Genomic DNA, 22,379 nt, shown 5'->3' on the forward strand with positions numbered 1-22,379 from the left:
CCTTAGGGCAGCTGACACGGATGTGAAAGAGCTTGCTTTTGGCTATTTAGCGTATTAGCTAAATAGCTATGCATGATGTTTTCGATGCCTTGTCCCATCCGATCCGCCGCCAGGTGCTGGAGCTGCTGAAGAGCGGCGGCAAGACTGCGGGCGAGCTGGCGGACAATTTCCTGGTCTCCAAGCCGACCATGTCGGGCCATTTCGCCAAGCTGAAATCCGCCGGGCTGATCCTGGGCGAAAACCGGGGCGGGACGATCGTCTACACATTGAACATGTCCACACTGGAAGAGGCGGTGATGGGCTTCATGGGGCGCATGGGGATTTCCGGCGAGGCGCAGGGCGATGATGTTTCCGAAGGAGAAGTGGCATGAAGGTCAGGGATTTGCTGGTTGTCTCGCTGCTGGTGGCAGCGGGTATGGTGGTATTCGCTTTCGTGGCGGAGGCGCGCATGGCCGATGGCGCGCAGCTTCCCATCCACTGGAATGCGGCGGGCCAGCCCGACCAGTTCGCCCCCGCGCTACAGGCGCTGCTGTTCCCGGCGGGCCTGCTGGTGCTGATCGCGCTGCTCTTTGCCGCCATCCCCTTCATGGAGCCGCTGCAGGAGAAGCTGGAAGGCTCCGCCCCGGTACTGCGCGTCAGCTGGATCGGCTTGATCGGACTGATGGTGCTGATCGAGGCGGTGATCGGCCTGCCCGCCTTCGGCATCACCCTGCCGGTCAATGCCATCATGCTCGGCAGTGGCGCCTTGCTGATACTGGTCGGCAATGCCCTGCCCAAGAGCCGTCCCGGCTTCTTCGTCGGCATCCGCACACCATGGACGATCACCGACACCGATATCTGGGTGGCGACGCATCGGCTGGGCGGCAAGCTCATGATGTTGGCTGGCGCAGCCATCGTGGTGGCGGCGCTGCTGCCGATCTCTCCCGAGGCGACCGCCATCGTGATGCTTACCGCGGTATTCGTCGCGGCGGGTATCCCGATCGCCTATAGCTGGTGGCTGTGGCGACAGAAGCAGGGTGCGGCCTGAGCCGTCACTCCGCGCGGTGTGGCGAAATTGACGAAGTTGACAGTATGTCACCCTGGCTTTCGCGGAAAAACACCAATTATTCCGTGCACTTGCATATAAAAATGCGAAGTTGACACGTCGCGAAAAGGAAAACGCCGCGTTGGAACAGGATGCGTGACTGGTCATGCCCGCAAAGAGGCACGACCGGCACGCTGTAGGAAAGTTGTGGCTTAGGCCGTTTGGGCCTTACGCCGCCTGCGATGCCCGCTTGGCGCGCTTGCGCTCATGCGGGTCGAGATGGGCCTTGCGCAGGCGGATGGACTGGGGGGTGACCTCCACCATCTCGTCATCGTCGATATAGGCGATGGCCTGTTCCAGCGTCATCACACGCGGCGGGGTCAGGCGGATGCCTTCGTCCTTGCCGCTGGCGCGGAAGTTGGTCAGCTGCTTGGACTTCAGCGGGTTCACTTCCAGATCGTCCGGCTTGGCGTTCTCGCCGATGATCATGCCCTGATAGAGCTTGGTCTGCGGCTTGATGAACAGCTCGCCGCGTTCTTCCAGCGCATTGAGCGCATAGGCAACCGCTTCGCCATTTTCCATCGAGATCAGCACGCCGTTCTGGCGCCCTTCGATCGGGCCCTTGTGCGGGCCGTATTTCTCGAACAGGCGGTTCATGATGCCCGTGCCGCGCGTGTCGGACAGGAATTCGCCGTGATAGCCGATCAGGCCGCGCGAGGGGGCGGAGAAGGTGATGCGGGTCTTCCCCTGGCCGGACGGGCGCATCTCGGTCAGCTCGGCCTTGCGGCGCTGCATCTTCTCCACGACCGTGCCGGAGAATTCGTCATCGACGTCGATCACCACGGTCTCATAAGGCTCGGTACGCTGGCCGCCTTCTTCGCGGAACAGCACGCGCGGGCGTGAAATGCCCAGTTCGAAGCCTTCGCGGCGCATCGTCTCGATCAGCACGCCCAGCTGCAATTCGCCGCGGCCGGCGACTTCGAAGCTGTCCTTCTCGTCGCTTTCGGTGACGCGGATGGCGACGTTCGATTCGGACTCGCGCATCAGGCGGTCGCGGATCATGCGGCTGGTCACCTTGTCGCCTTCGCGGCCCGCCAGCGGGCTGTCATTGACCGAAAAGCGCATGGCGAGCGTCGGCGGGTCGATCGGCTGTGCGGCGATCGGCTCGCTCACGGCCGGATCGGCGATGGTGTTGGACACGGTCGCCTTTTCGAGGCCGGCGAGCGCGATGATGTCGCCCGCCTGCGCGCTTTCGACCGGAACACGCTCCAGCCCGCGGAAGGCGAGCACCTTGGTGGCGCGGCCCGCTTCGATGACCTTGCCGTCCGCATCCAGCGCGTGGATCGGATCGTTGACCGAGAGCGTGCCCGACTGGACACGGCCGGTCAGGATGCGGCCCATGAAGTTGTCGCGGTCGAGCAGCGTGGCGAGGAAGGTGAACTTGCCCGAGGGATCGAGGCCCGGTTCGGGCACATGGTCGACGATCTTCTGGAACAGCGGTTCCAGATTGCCCTCGCGCGCTTCCTGGTCATCGCTCGCATAGCCGTCGCGGCCCGAGGCGTAGAGTACGGGGAAGTCGAGCTGCTCGTCATTCGCATCGAGCGACACGAACAGGTCGAATACCTCATCCAGCACTTCCTGCGGACGGCCATCGGGGCGGTCGATCTTGTTGACGACGACGATGGGCTTGAGGCCCAGTGACAGCGCCTTGCCGGTCACGAACTTGGTCTGCGGCATGGCGCCCTCGGCGCTGTCCACCAGCAGGATCACGCCGTCAACCATGGACAGGATACGCTCCACCTCGGCGCCGAAGTCGGCGTGTCCGGGCGTGTCGACGATATTGATGCGCGTGCCGTTCCACTCGACCGAGGTACACTTGGCCAGAATGGTGATGCCGCGCTCTTTCTCCAGGTCGCCGCTATCCATGGCGCGTTCTTCCACGCGCTGGTTTTCGCGGAAGGTGCCGGACTGGCGGAACAGCTGGTCGACAAGCGTGGTCTTACCGTGATCGACGTGGGCGATGATCGCCACATTGCGCAAGGGCGAGGACATAGGAACAACCTTGGGATTAAGTGTGGGCAGGGGCACTGTTCGTGCTGCGCCTGCGAAAATCCCGCGCCCTCTAGCGGAGGTGTCGCCCAATCGCAAGGTCGAAGCGCCATCGACAGGTGGCGGCGCCAAGTACTTACATCAGGGCAAATAATGTGGCGTTTTGGTTACAGGTGCAGTTTCATCTGCAACCGCGTGCAGGTCCGAGTAGCGCTTAACCATTGCGTAAACTATCGGGCCGCGACTATTTATATCCGTGAGATCCGCGAGAAGCATTTGAAAAGCCGCGACGGATCGCGTGGGAGAATGGAGAAACACATGACAATCCGGAATTCCGGCTCAGCCGGTCTTGCTCGCAGCTTTCTCTGCGGGGTCGCAACTCTCGCTCTTGCCATGCCGTTCGCGGCACAGGCCCAGGACGCGGGTGCAGAGGAGGCCGACGATGCCTCCGGCAATCAGATCATCATTACCGCCACCAAGCGCGAAGCCACGCTGCAGGAAACCCCTGTGGCGGTCAGTGTGACCACCGGCGAAACGCTCCAGCGCGAGGAAATCCGCGACCTGAAGGACCTGCAGACCGTCGTGCCTTCGCTGCGCGTCACCCAGCTGCAGAGCTCGGCCAACACCAACTTCATCATCCGCGGTTTCGGCAACGGCGCCAACAATGCCGGTATCGAACCATCGGTCGGCGTCTTCGTTGACGGCGTCTATCGCAGCCGTTCCGCCGCGCAGATCAGCGACTTGCCCAATGTCAGCCGCATCGAAGTGCTGCGCGGCCCGCAGTCCACGCTGTTCGGCAAGAACGCTTCTGCCGGCATCATCTCGATCGTGACGGGCGAACCTTCCTTCACCACTGAAGGCAATGCCGAACTGTCCTACGGCAATTACGATGCGATCGTTGCCAAGGGCTATGTCACCGGCCCGCTGTCGGACAGCGTCGCTGCCAGCTTTGCTGCCGGTTATGCCCGCCGCGATGGCTACAATGACGACCCGGCATCGGGCACGCGCACCAACGAACGTAGTCGCTGGTTCATGCGCGGCCAGCTGCTCTATGACAATGGCGACAATTTCAGCGCCCGCTTTATTGCAGACTTCGACCGGATCGACGAGAATTGCTGCGGCGTCGTCAACCTCCAGCCTTCCAGCTTCACCCAGGCGCTGCAGGCAGTGGGCGGCCAGGTCAACGCGCCGGCTGATGCTTTCGGCGATGTCGTCTACAACAACTTCCCGTCGTCCAACGACGTGAAGAATTACGGCTTTTCGGGCCAGCTCGACTATGACCTGAACGATGCTCTGACTCTGACCTCGATCACCGCCTATCGCGAGACGAAGGGCGATTTCGAGCAGGACGTTGACTTCACCTCCGCCGACCTGCTGCAGCGTTACAACCAGCAAAAGCTGGAGACCTTCACGCAGGAACTCCGCATCACCGCCGACTTCGACAGGGTGACGGCGCTGGCCGGTGTGTTCTTCTTCGATGAATCGGTGCGCGAGGACCAGCAGGTTGCCTATGGCGCGGACTTCCGTCCCTTTGCCAATGTGCTGACCACCACGCTGCTCGGCCAGACTCTGACCGAAGCCGAAGGTACGCTGGGCGCGCTCGCCGGCGATCCGACGCAGTATATCGGCACCTTCTTCGTACCGGGCAATGTCGAAACCGGCCGCTTCTCGCTGGACAACGAGGCGCTGTCCATCTTCGCGCAGGTCGATTTCGAGATCACCGACGGGCTGACGCTGACGCTGGGCGGCAACTACACGATGGACGACAAGACGGGGGCGACGAACTACCAGTCGACCGGCGTCTTCTCGAACCTCGACCTTGTCGCACTGGGCAACACCGCCATCGTGGCGCAGGGAGCGCCGCAAGCCATCGCCATCGGCGTTTGCCAGCAGGTGCCCGTCGCTTGTGCCGGGACCGTGGCCACACCGGCTGAAATCGCAGCCCTTGCCGCAGGTACCAGCCCGGCGGGTGCCGCTGGTGCAGCAGCCTTCCCGCTGATCCAGGCGGGTGCGATTGCACAGGTGCAGGCTTATGCCGATGCGAACGACACCAACCCGGCGGTCAACTCGCTGCTGATCGCGCAGGCGCTGCAGAACTTCCCGCGCTTCGTGAACATCCCGAACTCGGTGGAAAGCGGCGAGACGTCGGATAACGACTTCTCCTACACGGTGCGCCTGGCCTACGATATCTCGCCCGACCTCAACGTCTATGCGAGCTATGCGACGGGCTTCAAGGCGAGCTCCTTCGCGCTCAGCCGTGACAGCCGTCCGGCTCCGGGCGATGCGGCGGCGCTAGCCAGTGCGGGCCTGCTGTTCAACAACCAGACCTTCGGCAGCCGCTTTGCCGGGCCGGAGGAATCGGAAGTCATCGAGCTGGGCCTGAAGGGCAATTGGGGCGACTACTCGATGAACCTGACGGGCTTCCGCCAGGATATTGACGGCTTCCAGTCGAACGTCTTCACCGGCACCGGCTTCTTCCTCGCCAATGCGGGTAAGCAGCGCACCTATGGTGTGGAATTCGAAAGCATGGCGAACCCGATCGATCCGCTGACGCTGAACCTTGCGGTCACCTGGCTCGACCCGAGCTATGAGAGCTTCCCGCTTTCGCCCTTCGGCGATATCTCGGGCGCGACGCCCGCCGGTATCCCCGAATGGACCGTGGTGATCGGCGGCCAGTGGGAACAGCCGCTGGGCAATGGCGACACGCTCTACCTGCGTTCGACCTATGCATACGAATCCGAGACGCAGGTCGTCGACGGCCTGCCCGGCTTCCTCGACCCGACGCTGCCCGATGGCGGTCAGGCACAGGCCGTGGCAGCCGCGGTTCCCTTCACCCGCCAGGTGGACGAGCTTTCCGCATCGGTCACCTATGTGCTGGAGGACGAGGGCGTGGAGTTTTCGATCTGGGGCCGCAACCTGCTCAACGACCGCTACCTGCTGTCGCTGTTCGACAGCCCGGCGCAGCCCGGCTCGATCTCCGGCTATCCCAACCAGCCGCGTACTTACGGCGCAACGGTGCGGATCGGCTTCTGACCGGACACTGCCAACAAGGTTAATGGAAAAAGGGGCTTCACGGCCCCTTTTTCTTTGTCTGTTAGGGGTTTGTGTGTAGCGATTCGGGGCTACGCCAATAATGGGGGATCAGGCGATGGATTACATGTTGCTGCCACTGCAGCGCTATGCCGACTTCAGCGGCCGGTCGCGTCGGATGGAATACTGGATGTTCGTGCTGTTCCAGATCCTGCTGTTTGCCGGACTGTTTATGGTCGCCGGTTTGTTCGGTGCGTTTGACGGTAGCGGATCGACCTTGTTCATAGTTCTTTCGGTTATTGTGGGGCTCGGCTTGATCATACCGGGTCTGGCCGTGCAGGTGCGCCGCTTGCATGACCAGGACAGGTCCGGCTGGCTCGTTCTGGTTGGCTTCATCCCCTATATCGGGGGAATTATCCTGCTCGTCCTCATGTGCCTCGACGGCACGCCTGGTGAAAACCGGTATGGTCCCGATCCGAAGGGCAGGGGCGGGCGAATGGGTGACGTCTTCTCCTGATCGACCGCACCGGCTTGCCGGGCATGAAGTTATGCGTAACCTGACCCCTTTGGGCGGATCGGGGAGTAGCTGATGGCTTTGAGCGCAGGCCGGATCCTGTCCGGCACATGGGGCGTGGTCGCGCGGTGCTTCCCCGCCCTGATGGGGATGTGGCTGCTCTATTTCGCGATCTATCTCGCCGCTTCCCTGCTGTTCGCGCTTGTCATCGGGATGTCTGCCTATAGCAGTTCCGAAATAGGCAATACGGCGAGCCTCTACGGCTTCGCCGACAGCATCTTGCTCGGCATGGTGCTGTTTTATCTCGGCTGGATCCTCCTGTGGCTCGCGCAACTCGGCTCGATGACAGCCAAGGCTTCTCCAGTGCAGGACATCGCTTTCGGTGAGGCGGTTTCGGCAGGGGTGCGCAGCTGCCTGACCTTGTTTGTGGTTACAGTCCTGCTGGGCGCTCTCGGTATTCTCGCCCTGCTAATCAGCGCCGTTATAGCGCGAATAAGCGGGTTGAGTGACGAGTTGGCGGGATTGGGCGGACTGGCCGTTGTGCTGGTCCCGGCGATCTACCTGTGGTCGCGTCTATCACTGGTGGTGCCGATCGCGGCGATCGAGGGTGGACGCAACCCGTTCAAGATCATGGCCCGTTCGTGGCGGCTGACGCGCGCGCACTGGAATGCCATCTTCGTGGCGGCCATCGGCTTTGCTGTCCTGCAACTCCTGCTCGGCCTTATGCTGTTCGTGCCGGTCTGGCTGTTCGAAGGCGGGCCGAGCGAGACGACCGCCATCGTCTTTATATTCTACCTCATTTTCGGCTTTGCTGGTTTTGCTGCCCTGTCATCGATCGCGCAGGCCGCGTTTATCGCGACGATCCACGGTGAGATCACCGGGACGGCGGACGCGAAGCTCGGCGAGACTTTCGCCTGAGCTAGAGGTTGCGCAATGTCTGCGCGGGCTTGGCGCGCAGCACCGGCAGCGATGCGGCGAAGGCGAAGACCAGCACCAGCACCAGGCCCGCGGCCAGCACCATCAGGATGCGCGGCCAGTCGGGCAGCCAGTCGAATTCGAACAGCTGCGTGATGATCAGCCAGGCCAGCCCTGTGCCCAGCGCCAAAGCCACGCCGGCAAGGATTGCCGCCAGCAGTCCGAACTCGGCGAATTGCAGCCCCAGCAACTGGCCCCGGCTCGCGCCCAGGACGCGCAGGATTACCGTGTCGTAGATCCGCGCGGCGCGGGCGGCGGCAATCGCCCCCAGCAGCACGGCGATGCCCGCCAGCACCGCCACGGACGCGGCGGCGAGGATGGCGAGTGCCACCTGGTCGAGGATATTGCGCGCCTCGGTCAGGATCGGCCCCACCTCGATCACAGAGGAGGAGGGGAAGGTGCGCGCAAGATCGCGCAACAAGGTGCCCGTCTCCGCCCCGTCGGGAAAGGCTACGGTCGCGGCGACATTGTGCGGCGCATCGGCCAGCGCATTGGGCGAGAAGACGAAGACGTAGTTGAAGCCCATGCTCTCCCAGTCGAGCCGGCGGAAACTGGAGATGCGCGCGGTCTTCTCGACGCCGAGAACGCTGACCGTGATGATGTCGCCCAACTGCAGGCCGGCGGCGGTGGCCAGGTCCTCGTCGACCGAGACGAGCGGCTCGCCGCGATAGATTTCCGGCCACCATTCGCCCTCGGTCAGCACATTGCCCTGCGGGACATTGGTGGCATAGGTCAACCCGCGCTCGCCGCGCAGGCCCCATGCGCCTTCGGGCAGCTCCTCCATCTCGGAGACGATGGCGGGATTGTCCTCCGGCCCATAGGCGATCACCTGGCCGCGCAATGTGGGTGTGGAATTGATCTGCGCGCCGGGCACGCGCTCCTCGACCATGGTGTTGAATTCGTCGAGGCGGTCCACCGGCAGGTCGAGGACGAAATAGTCGGGCGCGATGGCGGGGACCGAGCGTTCGATATTGCCGTTGAGACTGGTCTGCACACTCGCCAGCAGCACGAAGGCGGCAAGGCCGAAGCCGAGTGCGGTCACTAGCGCCCCGGTGGCGGAGCCGGGGCGGTAGAGGTTCGCCAGCGCCGCCCGCACGATCGGATCGGACGGGCGCGGCCACTTGCGCGCAGCCTCGCGGATCGCCTTGCCCAGCAGCGCCAGCAGGCCGAGCATTGCGAGGGCGCCGAGCAGGAATAGCGCGCTGAGCGATGGTGTAGGCGAGCCGACAAGCGCGAGCGCGGCAATACCGGCAAGGCCGAGAGCGACGGGCAGCGCTGCGCCCTTCCAGCCCTGACCCAATGGCGAGACGCGAGAGCGCATCAGTGCCATGGCGGGAAACTCGCGCGCACGCATGATCGGCGGCGCGGCGAAAACCAGCGCGACCAGCAGGCCGAAAGCGGCGGCACGCAGCAGGGCGCCGGGATCGATCACCAGCGCATTGTCGACCGGCAGCAGCGAGCCAAGCGCAGAGGCAAGCAGCGGTGTCACCGCCACGCCTGCCACCAGCCCCGCGGCCGATCCGATCAGCGCAGCCGCACCGATCTGCAGCGCGTAAATGCGGGCGATGTCGCTGGAGGTCGCACCGAGGATCTTGAGCGTGGCAATGCCTGCTCGTCGCGCCTCGAGATAGGAGGAGACGCCGCCGCCAATGCCGATCCCCGCGATCACCAGTGCGGCAAGGCCCACCAGCGTCAGGAATTCGCCCATGCGGCTGACAAAACGCTCCGCCCCGGGGGAGGCACGGTCGCGTGTGCGGATGTCGAGGCCGGCTTCGGGGAAGGCATCCTCCACCGCCTCTTCGACATTCTCCGGATCGTAATTCCCGTCAAAGCGCAGCCGCGTCTTCGTCTCATACATCGCGCCCGGCTGCGTCAGGCCCGCCTCACCGGGCACGTCGAGCGGGACGATCACGGTCTGGCCCAGCGAGAAGCCTTCGGACAAGCGGTCGGGCTCCTCGGCAATGATCCCACCAACGGTCAGCGGCAGCGTGCCCAGCGTGAAACTGTCACCCGTGGCAAGGGAGAGCCGGTCGGCGACGCCTTGCGCCACCCAGGCCTCGCCAGCAGCCGGCGCGCCGGTGCTGCGGCCATCGGTGAGAGCCAACGCGCCGTAGAGCGGCCAGTTGTCCTGAACGGCCTTCAGCTCGACCGGGGCAGCGCTTTCCTCCGTGGTCGCCATGGCCTGCATTCGCAGGCCCTGTGACAGCTCGCCATATTGCTCGAGGAAGGCGTTCTCCTCCTCGGTCAGCGGGCGCTGGTAGACTTCGACTTCGAAATCGCCGCCGAGCAGCACCTGACCCTGCGCGTCGAGCTCGCCGCGAATGGCACCCGTCAGCGATCCGATCGCGGCCAGCGCGCCGACGCCGAGGAACAGGCAGACCAGCAGCAGGCGCAGGCCCCGGAACTGCCGGTGCAGGTCGCGGCGGGCGATGGCCCATGCCTGAGACCAGCCCAGCGTGTTCATGGCTTGGCCGTATCCGATGCGATCAGGCCGTCGGCCAAGGTCACCACCCGGTCGCACATATCGGCGAGCGACTTGTCATGGGTGATGATTATCAGCGTCGCGCCGGTTTCCTTGCGGCGGTCGAACAGCACGTCGACGATGCTGGTGCCGGTCGAAGCATCGAGATTGCCTGTCGGCTCATCGGCAAAGAGCAGCGGCGGGCGTGCCACGATGGCGCGGGCAATGGCCACGCGCTGCTGCTCGCCGCCCGAAAGCTGCGCGGGGTAGTGGGTGAGGCGATGGCCAAGGCCGACCGCCTCCAGCTCCGCCGCCGCGCGGTCCCAGGCATTGTCCTCTCCCGCCAGTTCCAGCGGGGTGGCGACGTTTTCCTGCGCCGTCATGGTCGGCAACAGGTGGAAGGCCTGCAGCACGATGCCGATGCGGCCACGGCGGGCGAGGGCGAGTGCATCCTCGTTCATCTGCGCAAAATCGGCGCCTGCCACGCTGAGCGCGCCAGATGTGGCGCGTTCGAGGCCGGTCAGCACGCTCATCAGCGAGCTCTTGCCCGATCCGGAGGGGCCGAGCAGGGCTAGCGTCTCGCCGGCACGAACGGTCAGGTTGATACCGCGCAGGATCTCCACGGCGGCGGGGCCTTCGCCCAGCGTCAGCCGGAGGTCGCGCGCTTCGATCGCGGGTCTATTTTCAGGAGGGGTTGTCACAATTTCGGGATGGCATAGCTATGGGAGTAAGGAAAGGTCAGGGTAGTAACCAAATGTATCGAAGTGCTCTACGTGGATCATTGGCGGTATCGCTCGCGCTGGCTCTCGCCGCCTGCGGGGCAGAAGCTCCGGTAGCGGAGGCGGAAGCCAGCGAGCCCGCACCCATCGACGAAGAGCTGCCGGTTATCGGCGAGCAGCGCACCATCCTCGCCTTCGGGGACAGCCTGTTCGCCGGATACGACCTGGCGGAGGACGAGGGCTATCCCGAGCGCCTGCAGGCCGTTTTGCGCGTGCGCGGCATCAATGCGAGGGTGATCGACGCTGCCGTTTCCGGCAATACCACCGCAGCCGGGCTACAGCGGATCAGCTTCGTGCTCGACAATCTGGAAGAAACGCCGGACCTCGCAATGGTGGAGCTGGGCGGTAACGATTTGCTGCGCGGCATCACGCCAGACCAGACACGCGAAAACCTCGCCGCCATCCTCACTGCTCTCGCCGAACGCGATATCCCGGTGCTGCTGATGGGCATGCGCGCGCCGCCCAATATGGGCGTGCAATACCAGGAGGAATTCGACGGCCTCTATCCGATACTGGCCGAGGAGTTCGATACGGCGCTGGTGCCCTTCTTCCTCGAACCCGTATTCGACAAGCCTGAGCTGATTCTGCCCGACCGGATCCATCCGACCGCCGAAGGGATCGAGGAAATCGTCGCGGCGACAGTCGATCAGGTGGTGGCGGCGCTGCCGGAGGGCGACTAGGTTTCCTTCGTCTTTGCGAGGAGGCCCGAACTTATTTCGGGGCGACGCGGCAATCCAGAGCGGTTCCACCCCAGCGCCCTGGATTGGTTGGCCAAGGCCAGCTGCGCTACCGCTGCGCTCGCAATGCCGGCAGCCTAGAGCCGCTCCACGCTGCCGCCGTCAACGCGCCAGATCGCGGCCTGACCTTCGATTTCGGCGAAGGGCGCGCGCTCCGTTCCCGTCAGCCAAACTTGCGACCCGCCTTCACGCAGCCGTACGAACAGCGCGGCGCGGCGGACGGGATCGAGATGGGCGGCAACTTCGTCGAGCAATAGCAGACCGGGCCTGCCGCCCGCTGCCAGCTCGGCATGGGCGAGCGTGATCGCGATCAGCATCGCCTTTTGCTCGCCGGTCGAACATTGCGCGGCAGGGACTTCCTTGCCCGCCATCACCACTTCCAGCTCGTCACGATGCGGGCCGGTCAGCGTTCGGCCGGCAGCGCGATCGCGGCGGCGTTGTCGGGCGAGTTCCTGACGCAGCGCTTGTTCCTCGACAGGGCCGCCTGGGCGGTAGGTGAGGGTGGGGCGGGCGAAGGGCTGCGGCGGCAGCTCGTCCAGCCGGGCCGATAGCTTCGTCACCAGCGCGGCGCGCCCCTGCGCCAGCGCCGCGCCGGCCAGCGCCATCTGTGCTTCGATTGAATCGAACCATGCGGGATCGGGTTCGAAATCCTCCCCCAGCAGCCGGTTGCGCTCTCGCAGCGCGGCCTCATAACGTGAGGCATGGCGCGCGTGGCCCGGGTCGAGCGCCACGGCCAGCCGGTCGAGATAGCGGCGGCGGGCAGAGGTGCTGTCGGTGAACAGCCGGTCCATCGCCGGGGTCAGCCAGCTTATCGCCAGCCATTCGCCCAGCCCGATGGCGCTCGCTTCCGCGCCATTGACCTGCACCAGCCGCCGCCCGGGCCTTTCGGGCGTGGTGCCGGTGCCCAGCATGACCGGATCGCCGCCATCCCCTGCATCGAGCGCGGCGCTGACGGCGAAATTGCCCGCGCCGCCCTGTCCCGCCATCTCCGCCAGCGCGGCGCGGCGCAGGCCGCGCCCGGGCGCGAAGAGGGATAGGGCCTCCAGCACATTGGTCTTCCCCGCGCCGTTCTCGCCAACCAGCAGGTTGAATCGCGCGGTCCCGTCAAGCCGGGTTCCGGCATGATTGCGAAAGCTGGAAAGGGTGATCCGGTCGAGCGCCATGGTGGTTGAAGCGGACTAGGCGAGCGGCGGTGTCGAGGCCACGAAAAAGCGCAATTCCAAAAGTTGGTGAAATTTCCCAACTATCAGTTTGGTTGTGCGCACAACCTTTCTGCTTCCTGAACGGAAATGGCAGAATTCTGCCATTTTTCAAAACTGGCACACCTCCTGCAAAGTCTCTGGCATCGGGCGAATGGTCGCTCGATAGATACGAGATAAGGGGATTTAGAAATGCAAACGAACACTCTCTTCCACCGTGCGATGGCCGCTATTGCTTCCATCGCCGTGACCACCGCGATCCTGGTGAGCTACTTCGCCACTCCGCAGGTGCAGGCTACCGCAGGGCTGCTGGCATGAGCCAGATCGACAATCGTCGTAACGGCCTTTCGCCCAAGAAGTTCGGGCTGGACAGGCAGCGCGGCAAGATTGCCGGCGTCTGTGCGGGACTGGCCCGCTACTTCGGGATCGACCCGCTGATCGTTCGGCTGGTCTTTGCGGTGGGTGCGATTGCCGGCTTCGGCAGTTTCATCCTGATCTATCTGGCGATCTGGGCGCTGGCGGACTGATCCGCCCGGCGTCCAGCACGCTCTTCCACGCGGTCAATCGGCGCCGCGCGCCCGGGCGAAGGGCGAAAAGTCGGTATCGGTGTCGAACACCTCGACACCCTCGCTGGCCTTCAGGAAGCCCACGACCTTGTAGGTGACGGGCGTGAGGAGCGCTTCCCACCCCGTCTTGAGCGCCCATTGCGTGAGCGCCACCGTCACCACCAGATCGCTTGTCCACCCCGCTGCGCCCCAGAAGGCGAGCGGGTAGAACAGCGCGCTGTCCACGCCTTGGCCCACCACCGTCGATCCGATCGTGCGGCTCCACAGCGCCTTGCCCCTGGTCCAGACTTTCATCCGCGCCATGACATAGGAATTGGCGAATTCGCCCGCCCAGAAGGCGATGATCGAGGCCATGACGATGCGCGGTACCTGCCCGAAAACCTGTTCATAGGCGTCCTGCCCGCCCCAATTCGCCGCCGGGGGCAGTGCGACGACCACCCATGCCATGAAGGCCATGAAGATCAGCGCGGCAAACCCGGTCCAGATGCAGCGGCGCGCATGGGCATAGCCGTAAACTTCGGTGAGGATGTCTCCGATCACATAGGAGACGGGGAAGAACAGGATCCCTGCGCCGAATTCCCACACGCCGATGGCAGGAAGCTCCACGAAGGAGACCTTGGCCGCGCCGATCACGTTGGACAGCAGCAGGATGGTGACGAAGGCCGCCATCACCAGGTCGAAATAGCGGAAATGGCGGCGCCCGCCTGCCTGTCCCCCGATACGTTCCGGCTCGCTATCCATGCGCCAATGCCTATCTTGATTTGCGATCATCGCAAAGGCCGCTATTGGCACATGCGACGCGCCCTTAGCTCAGCTGGATAGAGCACGGGACTTCTAATCCTGAGGTCGCAGGTTCGACTCCTGCAGGGCGCGCCATTCCCCTTTGTCCTTGGATTTCGAGCGCAGCGAAGGCCACGCTTGCGGAATCGGTCTTTGGCCCAAAAACCCCGGAATTGCCCGTGTCGGAAGCGATTCATGACCATGGCGGCACCTTGCGTCCGAAGGGTTTGCCAGTCCCAAAGGTCAGGGGTAGGCCAAAAGCCGATCGGACGCCGCCAGCAGAAGGCGGCGCAGCATGCCAGCGGGGGGAGAAACGGCGTTATGAAACTCAAGAGATTCAGCCTGACTGGCCTGGTCACCGCGGCATGCGCCATGCTGGCCGCCTGTGCCGCGCAGCCTGAAGCGACAGCCCCTGCCGATCCCGGGCCGATCGCCGTCTATGGCAATGTCCAGACATTCGAGATCGCGCCCGTGCTGCTGGCAGCCGAGCATTATTATCCGGGCGAGGCAACGGTGCGCATGGGCTCGATCGCCAATCTCGTGGGTGCCCCTCCGGTGCCGGGCTTCGGAGAAGAGGGCGAGGCCGATGTCGCCACCAATGCCGAAACGCAGGCTTTGCGCTATTCGGTGGAGAATCCGAACCTGCGCATCGTGATGACGGTGACCGAAGGGCTCTATCGCGTCGTTGCGCGCCGCTCCGCCGGGATCGAAAGCATGGCGGACATGAAAGGCAAGCGCGTCGCCACCATCCCGCAGACCAGCGCCGGCTATTTCTTCAAGCTGATGCTGGAGCGCGAGGGGCTCTCCTATGACGATATCGAGGCGGTTTCGATCGTGCCGCTGGCGGGCATGACCGAGGCGCTGGCCAATGGCGAAGTCGATGCGGTGGTGATCTGGGAGCCGGAGAGCGAGAATGCCGCGCAGGTGCTGGGCGATGACATCGTCGTGTTCAGCGGTGAGGGCGTCTATCGTGAGCTGTTCAACCTCAACACCACGGCGGAAAAGCTCGCCGATCCGGAAACGCGCGGCAAGATCGTGCAGTTCATCCGCGCGATCCTCGATGCGAGCGAGGAAGTGCGCAGCGACCCTGCGCGGGCGCAGGAAATGGTGCGTATCTCCGGCGAATTCGATGCGGACGACGTGGTCGATAGCTGGGAGCATCACGGCTGGCTGGCCGCCGTGCCCGATGACCTTCTCGATGTCTTGGTGGTGCAGGAGCAATGGCTGGCGGCCCGCGATGAGCGTGAGCCGCGTAGTCGCGAAGAGCTCGCCACGCTGATCGATACGAGTGTCTATGACGAGGCGGTGGCTTTGGGGGCGAGCGAATGATCCGCCGCATCGTCCTCTCGCTCGCCCTCGTGGTGCTGGCCCCGCCTCCTGCCTCCGCGCAGGAGGAGCCGGAGGTCATCCAGGCGCGGATCGACGACCTCACCTCGCTGCGGCAGATCAAGCATATGCAGGCGCGCTGGGGCCATATGGCCATGTCCGGCGACTGGCACGGCATGGCGCAGATGGTGACGCCCGATGCGGAACTGGTGACGCGCGGCGGCGTGATTTCCCGGCGCGCTGGCGTGGAGCAGTGGTTGCGGAGCACGCAGGGCCATGGCGAGGATGGCATGCCCGCCGGTCGCATGAATATCCGCCTGTTCGTCAGCCCCGTGGTGACGCTCGCCGATGACGGTCAGAGCGCCACCGGCCGCTGGCACGAAGTGGTCATGACCGCCGAAGTTGGCGGAGAGGCCGGGTGGCAGGACCTCACCCATATCATCGACTACGCCAAGACCGACGAGGGCTGGCGCATCGCGCGCATCCGGCCCTACGAGCATTTCAGCGGAAGCTATGCCGGGGGCTGGAGCCATGACCCAGCCACGCTGGAGCGTGCTCCCTACCACTATACTCCGGACGAGGCGGGGCAAATCCTGCCTGATCGCCGTCAGGCTGCCTGGGAGGACCCCCGGCACGGCTATGGTTTTGGTGTCCGGGTGCAGGGCTTGCTGGCGCAGAGCCATGCGCAGAATACGGTCAATGCCTATGGCTACTATCTCGACCGGGGTCTCTACGAGGATATCGTCGACCTGTTTGCCGATGATGCGGTGATCGAGATGGGTGGCGCCGGCAGCTGGAGTGGCCATGACGGTGTGCGCGCCTTCCTCACCCGCTTCGGTGAAGCTGGTCTCGACCACGGCGAGTTGAACGATCGGTTGCAGCTGATGCCCATGGCCAATGTCGCCTGGGACGGCTCGATGGCTCTGATCCGCAATGTCGAAGTGGGGATGACCGGGCAGCATGGCGGCGAGGGTCAATGGCAGGTCTCGATGCAGACATTCCTGTTGCGCCCTGATGAGGAGAACCGCTGGCGCATCCACCTGATGCACCGCAGCCCGATCATGCGCGCCGATTATGAGGACGGATGGGCCAACCCGCTGCCGGCAATGTTACCTGCGGGGCCCGGCGGTGAGGCTACTGGCGAAACACGGCTGGGAAGCGTCGATTTCCGCGAACATGGCTATGCTGTTCCGCCGCTGGGCTTCGATGTTTTTAACTCGGAAATGGGTGCGTCCATTGCGATCCGCATTCCCCCCTACGGCTCGCTCCAGCAGGCGGAGGCCTTTGACGGGGCGGAGAATGTCTCCAACGCCTATGGCTACTACATCGACCAGTTCAGCTGGCGGAACACGGCGGAAGTCTTCTCGCGCGACGGCTGGAAGGAGCTTTCCTATATCGGCACCTTCATCGGCCAGGATCGCGTGCTCGGCAGTCTGATCCAGCGCTATGGCGAGGGCGGGCCGAACGATGCCTTCCAGGCGATCCACCAGAAGACCCAGCCCTACGTCACCGTGTCTGAGGACGGACAGCGCGCGCAGGTTCGCACGCGGTTGTGGCAGTTCAATTCCTCCGCCGAGCCGGGTGGCAGCTGGATCGGCGGGATTTACGAAAACCAAGTGGTCAAGGAAGACGGCATCTGGCGGATCCACGGCATGGATCTCGATTACGTCTGGCTGGGCGACTACGCCTCTGGCTGGACGGGCATCGATCCGGAAGCCAGCTCGCGCTTTGGTCCCGACGAGGCAGCGATCCGCGCCTTCGCACCCGATGCTCCCCTGCGCGGCGAGACCTTTGCACCCTTTCCCCGCATTGCCCCGATGGGCTTCCACTTCCTCAATCCCGTCAGCGGGCGCGCGCCCGACGTGAAACTCGAATGGTCGGACGGCAACCGGCATTCGGCAGGAGAATAATGCCATGTACGAAGCCGACGATCCCCGTTCCGCCCTGTCGTCCGCCTCTGCCAATGCCGGTCCGGCAAGCCATGGCGCCTTCGGCCAGAGCACCTATGCCCGCTATTATGCGGAGGAACCGCAGGAATCTGCCGACAGGGCAAAGAGCTGGTACACACGCGGGCAGAACTTCGTGGTCTGTTACTCGGAAGTCGAGGACGGCGCCGTGTTCGAGCGGAAGGGGCAGGTGGACGAATATGTGCTGCTGATCCACGATCCCAACCTGTCGGCGACCGTGGAGGCCGGTGGCGAGAGCAAGGAGGTTTCCGGCTATTCCATCACCATGATCCCGCCCGGGGACAGCAAGGTGACTATGCATGGCAGCGGCGTGGTGGTCAGGCTGATTACCACCGCCAATGAGGATATCGCCGGCAAGGTTTCCAACCCGGACAAATATCCCGGCGACCACCCGCATGTGCCTGCTTTCGAAGCCTGGCCGATGCCAGCGGACGGCTATCGCATCCGCAGCTACAGCCTCGACGTGCCGGACGAGGAAGGGCGCTTCGGCAAAATCTTCCGCTGCACCACCTTCATGGTCAATGTCTTCCCCGAACAGGGCGCGCGCGACCTGTCCAAGCTGTCGCCGCATCATCACGACGATTTCGAGCAATGCTCGCTGGCCTTGCGCGGCTGGTACATGCACCATTTGCGCTGGCCGTGGACGGCGAACCTGCATGACTGGCAGGAAGACGAGCACGAGAAGTGTGCCGCGCCATCCGTCTGCGTGATCCCGCCGCGCGTGATCCACACCTCGGCACCGTCGGACCCCCAAGCCAATGTGCTGGTCGATATCTTCTCCCCGCCGCGGGAGGACTTTTCGGACATGCAAGGCTGGGTGCTCAACGCGGACGATTATCCGCGCAAGTGAGGCGGCGGCAGGGGACTGTAAATGCCAAGCACAGCGGAAGGGGAGACAGCGGCGGCGGGCCCCAGGGTCGATTGCCACGCCCACGTCTTCGATACGCGCATGCCGGCCAGTCCCGATGCGTGGACGGTACCGGAATATGCCTTCACGCCCGAGGACCTGTCCCGCCATATGGACCGGCACGGGATCGAGCATGCAGTGCTCTCCGGCCTGTCGATATCAGGCGGCTACAACGACTACATGATCCGCGCCTTGCGGCAGGACCGGCGATTGCGCGGAACAGCGATCGTCGATCCTCCGGCCGATCTCTATACGCTGGAACGGATGCGCGAGGACGGGATTGTCGGCATCCGGCTGCAACTGGCGCGATGCGAAAGCCTGCCGGATCTCGACAGCTTCGATTACCGCGTCCTATGGCGGCGCGTACGTGATCTCGGCTGGCATGTGCAGCTTGCGATCGAGGGAACTTCGCTACCCGAGGTGCTTCCCGCACTGCAGGCGGCAGAGGTGGATATCGTGATCGACCATTTCGGGCATCCCGATCCGGCCGATCCGCTCGGATGCGCCGGGTTCCAGGCGATGCTGGCAGCGGTCGATACGGGCCGGTGCTGGGTCAAGCTGTCCGGGGGCTTCCGGCTGGCAGGCACCACCGCATGGCGCGACGATCCCGATGGCGACCTTGATGGCATAGCCTCGCAAGTGGCCTCAACCTTGCTCGAAAAGGTCGGAACCGAGCGGTTGTTGTGGGGCAGCGATGCGCCCTTCGTCGGCTATGAGGATCGCGTGAGCTATGACAAGGTCGTGGCCGATTATCGCAAGTGGGTGCCCGACCCGGCCATGCGCGCGGAAATCTGCGCCACGGGCATGCGTTTCTACTTCTCCTGAGCATCGGCCCGACAGGCAAACAGTGCCGCATGGGGCATGAAGCTATACCTTTCGGGAGAAGAACCTTGCCCCCCTTCGTGCCAATTCCACCCTCACGGCGGAGGCTCTCCAGGCCTCGCGCCCGAAAACATAAAATGGGAGGAATTGATGCTGTTCTGCAACCGGACGAAGAACCGTTTCCTGGCTAGTTCGGCCATGTTCGCACTTTCTGCCGCGGTGTTGTCCAGCGCGCCGGTAGCGGCGCAGGATGACCAGCAGGCAGAGGAGGCCCGCGACACCATCCTTGTCACCGGCACGCGCATCAAGCGCGACGGCTTTAACGAGCCGACGCCTGCGACCGTATTCGATGCGCAAGTCACGCAGGACCTGGGCATCGTGAACGCCGGGGACATCGTCGAGCTGATACCGCAAAACAGCTCCTTCCAGTCGGACGCGACGGCGGGGATCACGGCCGGTGCCGATGTGGGCGCCAGCTTCGCCAATCTTCGCGGCCTCAATCCCAGCGCCGGAACGCGCACGCTGACGCTCGTCAATACGAGGCGTTTCGTCCCGACGTCGGATGGCGGCGCAGTTGATCTCAACCTGATCCCCACCGCCATGATCGAGCGTGTCGAGACCGTTACCGGAGGTGCTTCCGCCGCCTACGGGTCGGATGCGATCGCGGGCGTGGTCAACATCATCCTCGACACCGACCTCGAAGGCTTTCGCGCGCAGGTCGATTACGGCCAGACCTTCCGTGGTGACGGCGAGGATTTCCACGCCTCGCTCGTCTACGGCACTGCCTTCGGTGGTGGTCGCGGCCATGTGGTCGTGGGCGGCGAATACCAGAAGAAGGACGGTATCGGCGATTGCTCCGGCGTGCGCCTATGGTGCGCCGAGGGCTGGGACGTCTTCACCAACGACAACGATATCCTGCCCGACGGGAGCCTGACCGGATACAACATCCCCAGCTCGCCCACCTTCGGCCAGCCGAACTACGTAATCGCGCCCGATTCCAAGCAGGCCTTCAACGATTCCCATGGCGTGGTCCGCAATCGCAACCCCGCCAATCCGGATGCGCGCAATATGCGTTTCAACGATGACGGCACGGCAGTGCTCGATTTCGATCCGGGTATTTATGTGAACTCCAACACCTTCGGACCGCGCAGCGGTGGCGACGGGGAATCGACCTATGCGGATTCCGACCTGCAGACGCCCAGCGAACGCTATGTCGGCTATCTCTACGGCGAGTACGAGCTGACCGATGCGCTGATCGCCTTCACCGAAGTGACCTATGCGCATACCGAAAATTCCAATAGCGGGGTGACCGCCGGTCCGCGCTCGACCTTCTTCGTCAATCCCGACAACGCCTTCCTGCCTGACGATTTGGTGGCCCTTCTCGACGGGACGCAGTTCAGCCTGGGCAAGGATGTCGACAACCAAATTCCCGCGCTGAACTCGGCCGAAGCCGATGTGTGGCGGGCGGTCGTGGGCCTGCAAGGCGGACTGGGCGACAATTGGGACTGGGACGTTTATTACCAGTACGGCAGCAATAAGAAGCACCGCGACGGCCGCTATTCCCGTGTTAACACCGAGTTCCAGTACGCGCTGGATGCGGTGGACGAAGGTGAATTCCTCGGCGGTGCGCCCAATGGCAACATCGTCTGCCGCGAAACGCTGATGGCCGATCCCGATCCGCGCTCGCAAGGGTGCGCGCCGCTCAACCTGTTCGGCCTCGACAACCTGACCCAGGCGGCCATCGACTACGCCTATCGCCCGGTCGTGCAGGATTTCGACTATACGCAGCAGGTGATCGCCGTATCGATCAGTGGCAATCTGTTCGACGGCATCGGTGCGGGTCCGGTTGGCGCCGCCGTGGGTGCTGAGTACCGCGCCGAAGAAGGCGAAGTGACCCACGGGAACATTCCCAATTACAATGACTACGCCTTCACCTTTGGCACCGATTACGGTGGCACGATCGACGTCATCGAAGCCTTCGGCGAGCTCAATGTGCCGCTGCTGGCAGATTCGCCGATTGCCGAATTGCTCGAAGTAAACGGCGCAGTACGCTGGACGCAGAACAAGGCGCGCAACGCCAGTACCGGTGAGGAGAAGACGACCGACAAGGTCAGCTACAAGTTCTCCGGCATCTGGGAGCCGGTGGACGGCGTTCGCGTGCGCGGCTCCCGCTCGCGCGATATCCGTGCCGCGGGTTTCCGGGAGCTGTTCAACCAGCAGGTCCCGACCGAGGAGGGCAGCTCGCAGGGCATCGTCGACAACTTCAACATCCCGGGATCGCCCGGCCTGGGCGATGATCCGACGCCGATCCTCAATGGCGGCAGCTTCGCGCTGGCTCCCGAAAGTGCGGACACCACGACACTGGGCGTGGTCTTCAGCCCGGCTTTCGCGCCCGGCCTGCGCTTGTCCGCCGACTGGTACCAGATCGAGGTCAGCGACACGGTGACCACGCTTCCGGGGCAGCGGATTGTCGATTTCTGTGGCGAGTTCGACCTGTTCTGTGACCGGATCACCTTCGCCTCGCCCACGGATATCACCTTCGTCGACGCGAGACAGGTCAATCTCGGCAGCCTCAAGGTTCGCGGTTTCGACTTCGAGCTGGCCTACAACCTGCCCCTATACGAGTTGAAGCAGGGTTGGGGCGGCGATGTGAGCCTGCGGCTGCTGGCCAACAACCAGTATGATTTCAAGGTGCAGGCGGACCCCACCACGCCGGTGATCGACTATGCCGGGCAGACCGGACCGGTGCGGCTGGGCGGGGACTTCAATCCCTCACCGGACTGGCTGTTCGTCGGTTTCCTCGCCTACGACAATGGCCCCTTCAATGTCACGGTCAGTGCGCGGCACGTGACCAGCGGGGTTTACGATGTGGAGAAGATCGGCCCGCAAGATGCCGGATATGATCCGTCGCTGCCCGACAGCATCAACGACAACAGGGTCGACAGTGCCACCTACGTGAACCTGGCGATGTCCTACGAAATCGCGCTGGGTTCCGGCGGCGACCAGTATGTGGAGCTGTTCGGATCGATCGAGAACCTGTTCGACACGAAGCCTCCGGTAGCGCCGGGCGGTGGCGGGCTGGGCGGCTCGAACTATCCGACCAATCCGGTCCATTTCGACACCTTCGGATCGCGCTTCCGCGCCGGCGCCAGGGTTCGGTTCTAACAACACCGCGAAAGGGTCCTCCCCCTAAGCGATCACTGGCCGGTTCCCCGAAAGGGGAGCCGGCCATTTCTTCATCAG

General features: G+C 63.9%; 18 protein-coding genes and 1 tRNA gene. 14 read left to right on the forward strand and 5 right to left on the reverse strand.

Annotated elements, in window-relative coordinates; translation table 11 throughout:
- Positions 1–68 precede the first annotated feature (68 nt).
- Complete coding sequence (locus tag E5222_RS02830; RefSeq protein ID WP_136692198.1) at positions 69–371, forward strand: metalloregulator ArsR/SmtB family transcription factor; 303 nt, start codon at positions 69–71, stop codon at positions 369–371.
- Positions 368–1,027, forward strand: a complete 660-nt coding sequence (locus tag E5222_RS02835) for an SdpI family protein (protein ID WP_136692199.1) — start codon at positions 368–370, stop codon at positions 1,025–1,027. Before E5222_RS02830 ends, E5222_RS02835 begins: the two co-directional genes overlap by 4 nt.
- 225 nt (positions 1,028–1,252) lie before the next feature.
- Here the strand turns inward: E5222_RS02835 and typA are convergent, their stop codons facing one another.
- Complete coding sequence (typA, locus tag E5222_RS02840; RefSeq protein WP_136692200.1) at positions 1,253–3,076, reverse strand: translational GTPase TypA; 1,824 nt, start codon at positions 3,074–3,076, stop codon at positions 1,253–1,255.
- A gap of 315 nt (positions 3,077–3,391) precedes the next feature.
- On the opposite strand from typA, the gene E5222_RS02845 reads away from it, so the two are divergent.
- The 3 genes from E5222_RS02845 to E5222_RS02855 all read left to right on the forward strand — a co-directional run bounded on the left by E5222_RS02845 (position 3,392) and on the right by E5222_RS02855 (position 7,535).
- Positions 3,392–6,106: a TonB-dependent receptor gene (locus E5222_RS02845; RefSeq protein ID WP_136692201.1), complete on the forward strand. Its 2,715-nt coding sequence runs from the start codon at positions 3,392–3,394 to the stop codon at positions 6,104–6,106.
- Between the two features lie 115 nt (positions 6,107–6,221).
- On the forward strand, positions 6,222–6,620 hold the full coding sequence (locus E5222_RS02850) for a DUF805 domain-containing protein (protein WP_136692202.1): 399 nt from the start codon (positions 6,222–6,224) through the stop codon (positions 6,618–6,620).
- Positions 6,621–6,692: 72 nt separating this feature from the next.
- Complete coding sequence (locus tag E5222_RS02855; protein ID WP_136692203.1) at positions 6,693–7,535, forward strand: hypothetical protein; 843 nt, start codon at positions 6,693–6,695, stop codon at positions 7,533–7,535.
- 1 nt (position 7,536) lies between these two features.
- Here the strand turns inward: E5222_RS02855 and E5222_RS02860 are convergent, their stop codons facing one another.
- Together E5222_RS02860 and E5222_RS02865 are read right to left on the reverse strand one after the other, a co-directional pair.
- Positions 7,537–10,056, reverse strand: a complete 2,520-nt coding sequence (locus tag E5222_RS02860) for an ABC transporter permease (RefSeq protein ID WP_136692204.1) — start codon at positions 10,054–10,056, stop codon at positions 7,537–7,539.
- Positions 10,053–10,754, reverse strand: coding sequence for an ABC transporter ATP-binding protein (locus E5222_RS02865; RefSeq protein ID WP_136692205.1), 702 nt, complete (start codon positions 10,752–10,754; stop codon positions 10,053–10,055). Before E5222_RS02865 ends, E5222_RS02860 begins: the two co-directional genes overlap by 4 nt.
- An 80-nt stretch (positions 10,755–10,834) precedes the next feature.
- Here E5222_RS02865 and E5222_RS02870 point away from each other — a divergent pair, with 80 nt between their 5' ends.
- Positions 10,835–11,512, forward strand: coding sequence for an arylesterase (locus tag E5222_RS02870; RefSeq protein WP_246021518.1), 678 nt, complete (start codon positions 10,835–10,837; stop codon positions 11,510–11,512).
- A 134-nt stretch (positions 11,513–11,646) separates the two neighbouring features.
- Here E5222_RS02870 and recF read toward each other — a convergent pair whose 3' ends face one another.
- Positions 11,647–12,732 carry a DNA replication/repair protein RecF gene (recF, locus tag E5222_RS02875; protein WP_136692207.1) on the reverse strand — a complete coding sequence of 362 codons (1,086 nt, stop codon included), beginning with the start codon at positions 12,730–12,732 and terminating at the stop codon, positions 11,647–11,649.
- Between the two features lie 228 nt (positions 12,733–12,960).
- On the opposite strand from recF, the gene E5222_RS16805 reads away from it, so the two are divergent.
- Together E5222_RS16805 and E5222_RS02880 are read left to right on the forward strand one after the other, a co-directional pair.
- On the forward strand, positions 12,961–13,086 hold the full coding sequence (locus E5222_RS16805; protein ID WP_281276732.1) for a hypothetical protein: 126 nt from the start codon (positions 12,961–12,963) through the stop codon (positions 13,084–13,086).
- On the forward strand, positions 13,083–13,295 hold the full coding sequence (locus E5222_RS02880) for a PspC domain-containing protein (protein WP_136692208.1): 213 nt from the start codon (positions 13,083–13,085) through the stop codon (positions 13,293–13,295). The genes E5222_RS16805 and E5222_RS02880 overlap by 4 nt, the downstream gene beginning before the upstream one ends.
- Positions 13,296–13,328: 33 nt before the next feature.
- On the opposite strand, the gene E5222_RS02885 is transcribed toward E5222_RS02880, so the two are convergent.
- Positions 13,329–14,075, reverse strand: a complete 747-nt coding sequence (locus tag E5222_RS02885; RefSeq protein WP_136692209.1) for a queuosine precursor transporter — start codon at positions 14,073–14,075, stop codon at positions 13,329–13,331.
- Positions 14,076–14,133: 58 nt separating this feature from the next.
- Here E5222_RS02885 and E5222_RS02890 point away from each other — a divergent pair.
- The 6 genes from E5222_RS02890 to E5222_RS02915 all read left to right on the forward strand — a co-directional run bounded on the left by E5222_RS02890 (position 14,134) and on the right by E5222_RS02915 (position 22,301).
- Positions 14,134–14,210 (forward strand) — tRNA-Arg (locus E5222_RS02890).
- A gap of 225 nt (positions 14,211–14,435) precedes the next feature.
- On the forward strand, positions 14,436–15,443 hold the full coding sequence (locus E5222_RS02895; protein WP_136692210.1) for an ABC transporter substrate-binding protein: 1,008 nt from the start codon (positions 14,436–14,438) through the stop codon (positions 15,441–15,443).
- The gene (locus E5222_RS02900) at positions 15,440–17,350 is read left to right on the forward strand and encodes a nuclear transport factor 2 family protein (protein ID WP_136692211.1); all 1,911 of its coding nucleotides are present in this window, start codon (positions 15,440–15,442) and stop codon (positions 17,348–17,350) included. The genes E5222_RS02895 and E5222_RS02900 overlap by 4 nt, the downstream gene beginning before the upstream one ends.
- 4 nt (positions 17,351–17,354) lie before the next feature.
- Positions 17,355–18,257, forward strand: coding sequence for a cupin domain-containing protein (locus tag E5222_RS02905; protein WP_136692212.1), 903 nt, complete (start codon positions 17,355–17,357; stop codon positions 18,255–18,257).
- Positions 18,258–18,278: 21 nt separating this feature from the next.
- On the forward strand, positions 18,279–19,139 hold the full coding sequence (locus E5222_RS02910; RefSeq protein ID WP_136692213.1) for an amidohydrolase family protein: 861 nt from the start codon (positions 18,279–18,281) through the stop codon (positions 19,137–19,139).
- 147 nt (positions 19,140–19,286) lie between these two features.
- Entirely contained in the window at positions 19,287–22,301 is a 3,015-nt protein-coding gene (locus E5222_RS02915) for a TonB-dependent receptor plug domain-containing protein (RefSeq protein ID WP_246021519.1), read from the forward strand.
- Positions 22,302–22,379 lie beyond the last annotated feature (78 nt).

The organism is Alteraurantiacibacter aquimixticola (genome assembly GCF_004965515.1).
GTDB lineage: Bacteria > Pseudomonadota > Alphaproteobacteria > Sphingomonadales > Sphingomonadaceae > Alteraurantiacibacter > Alteraurantiacibacter aquimixticola.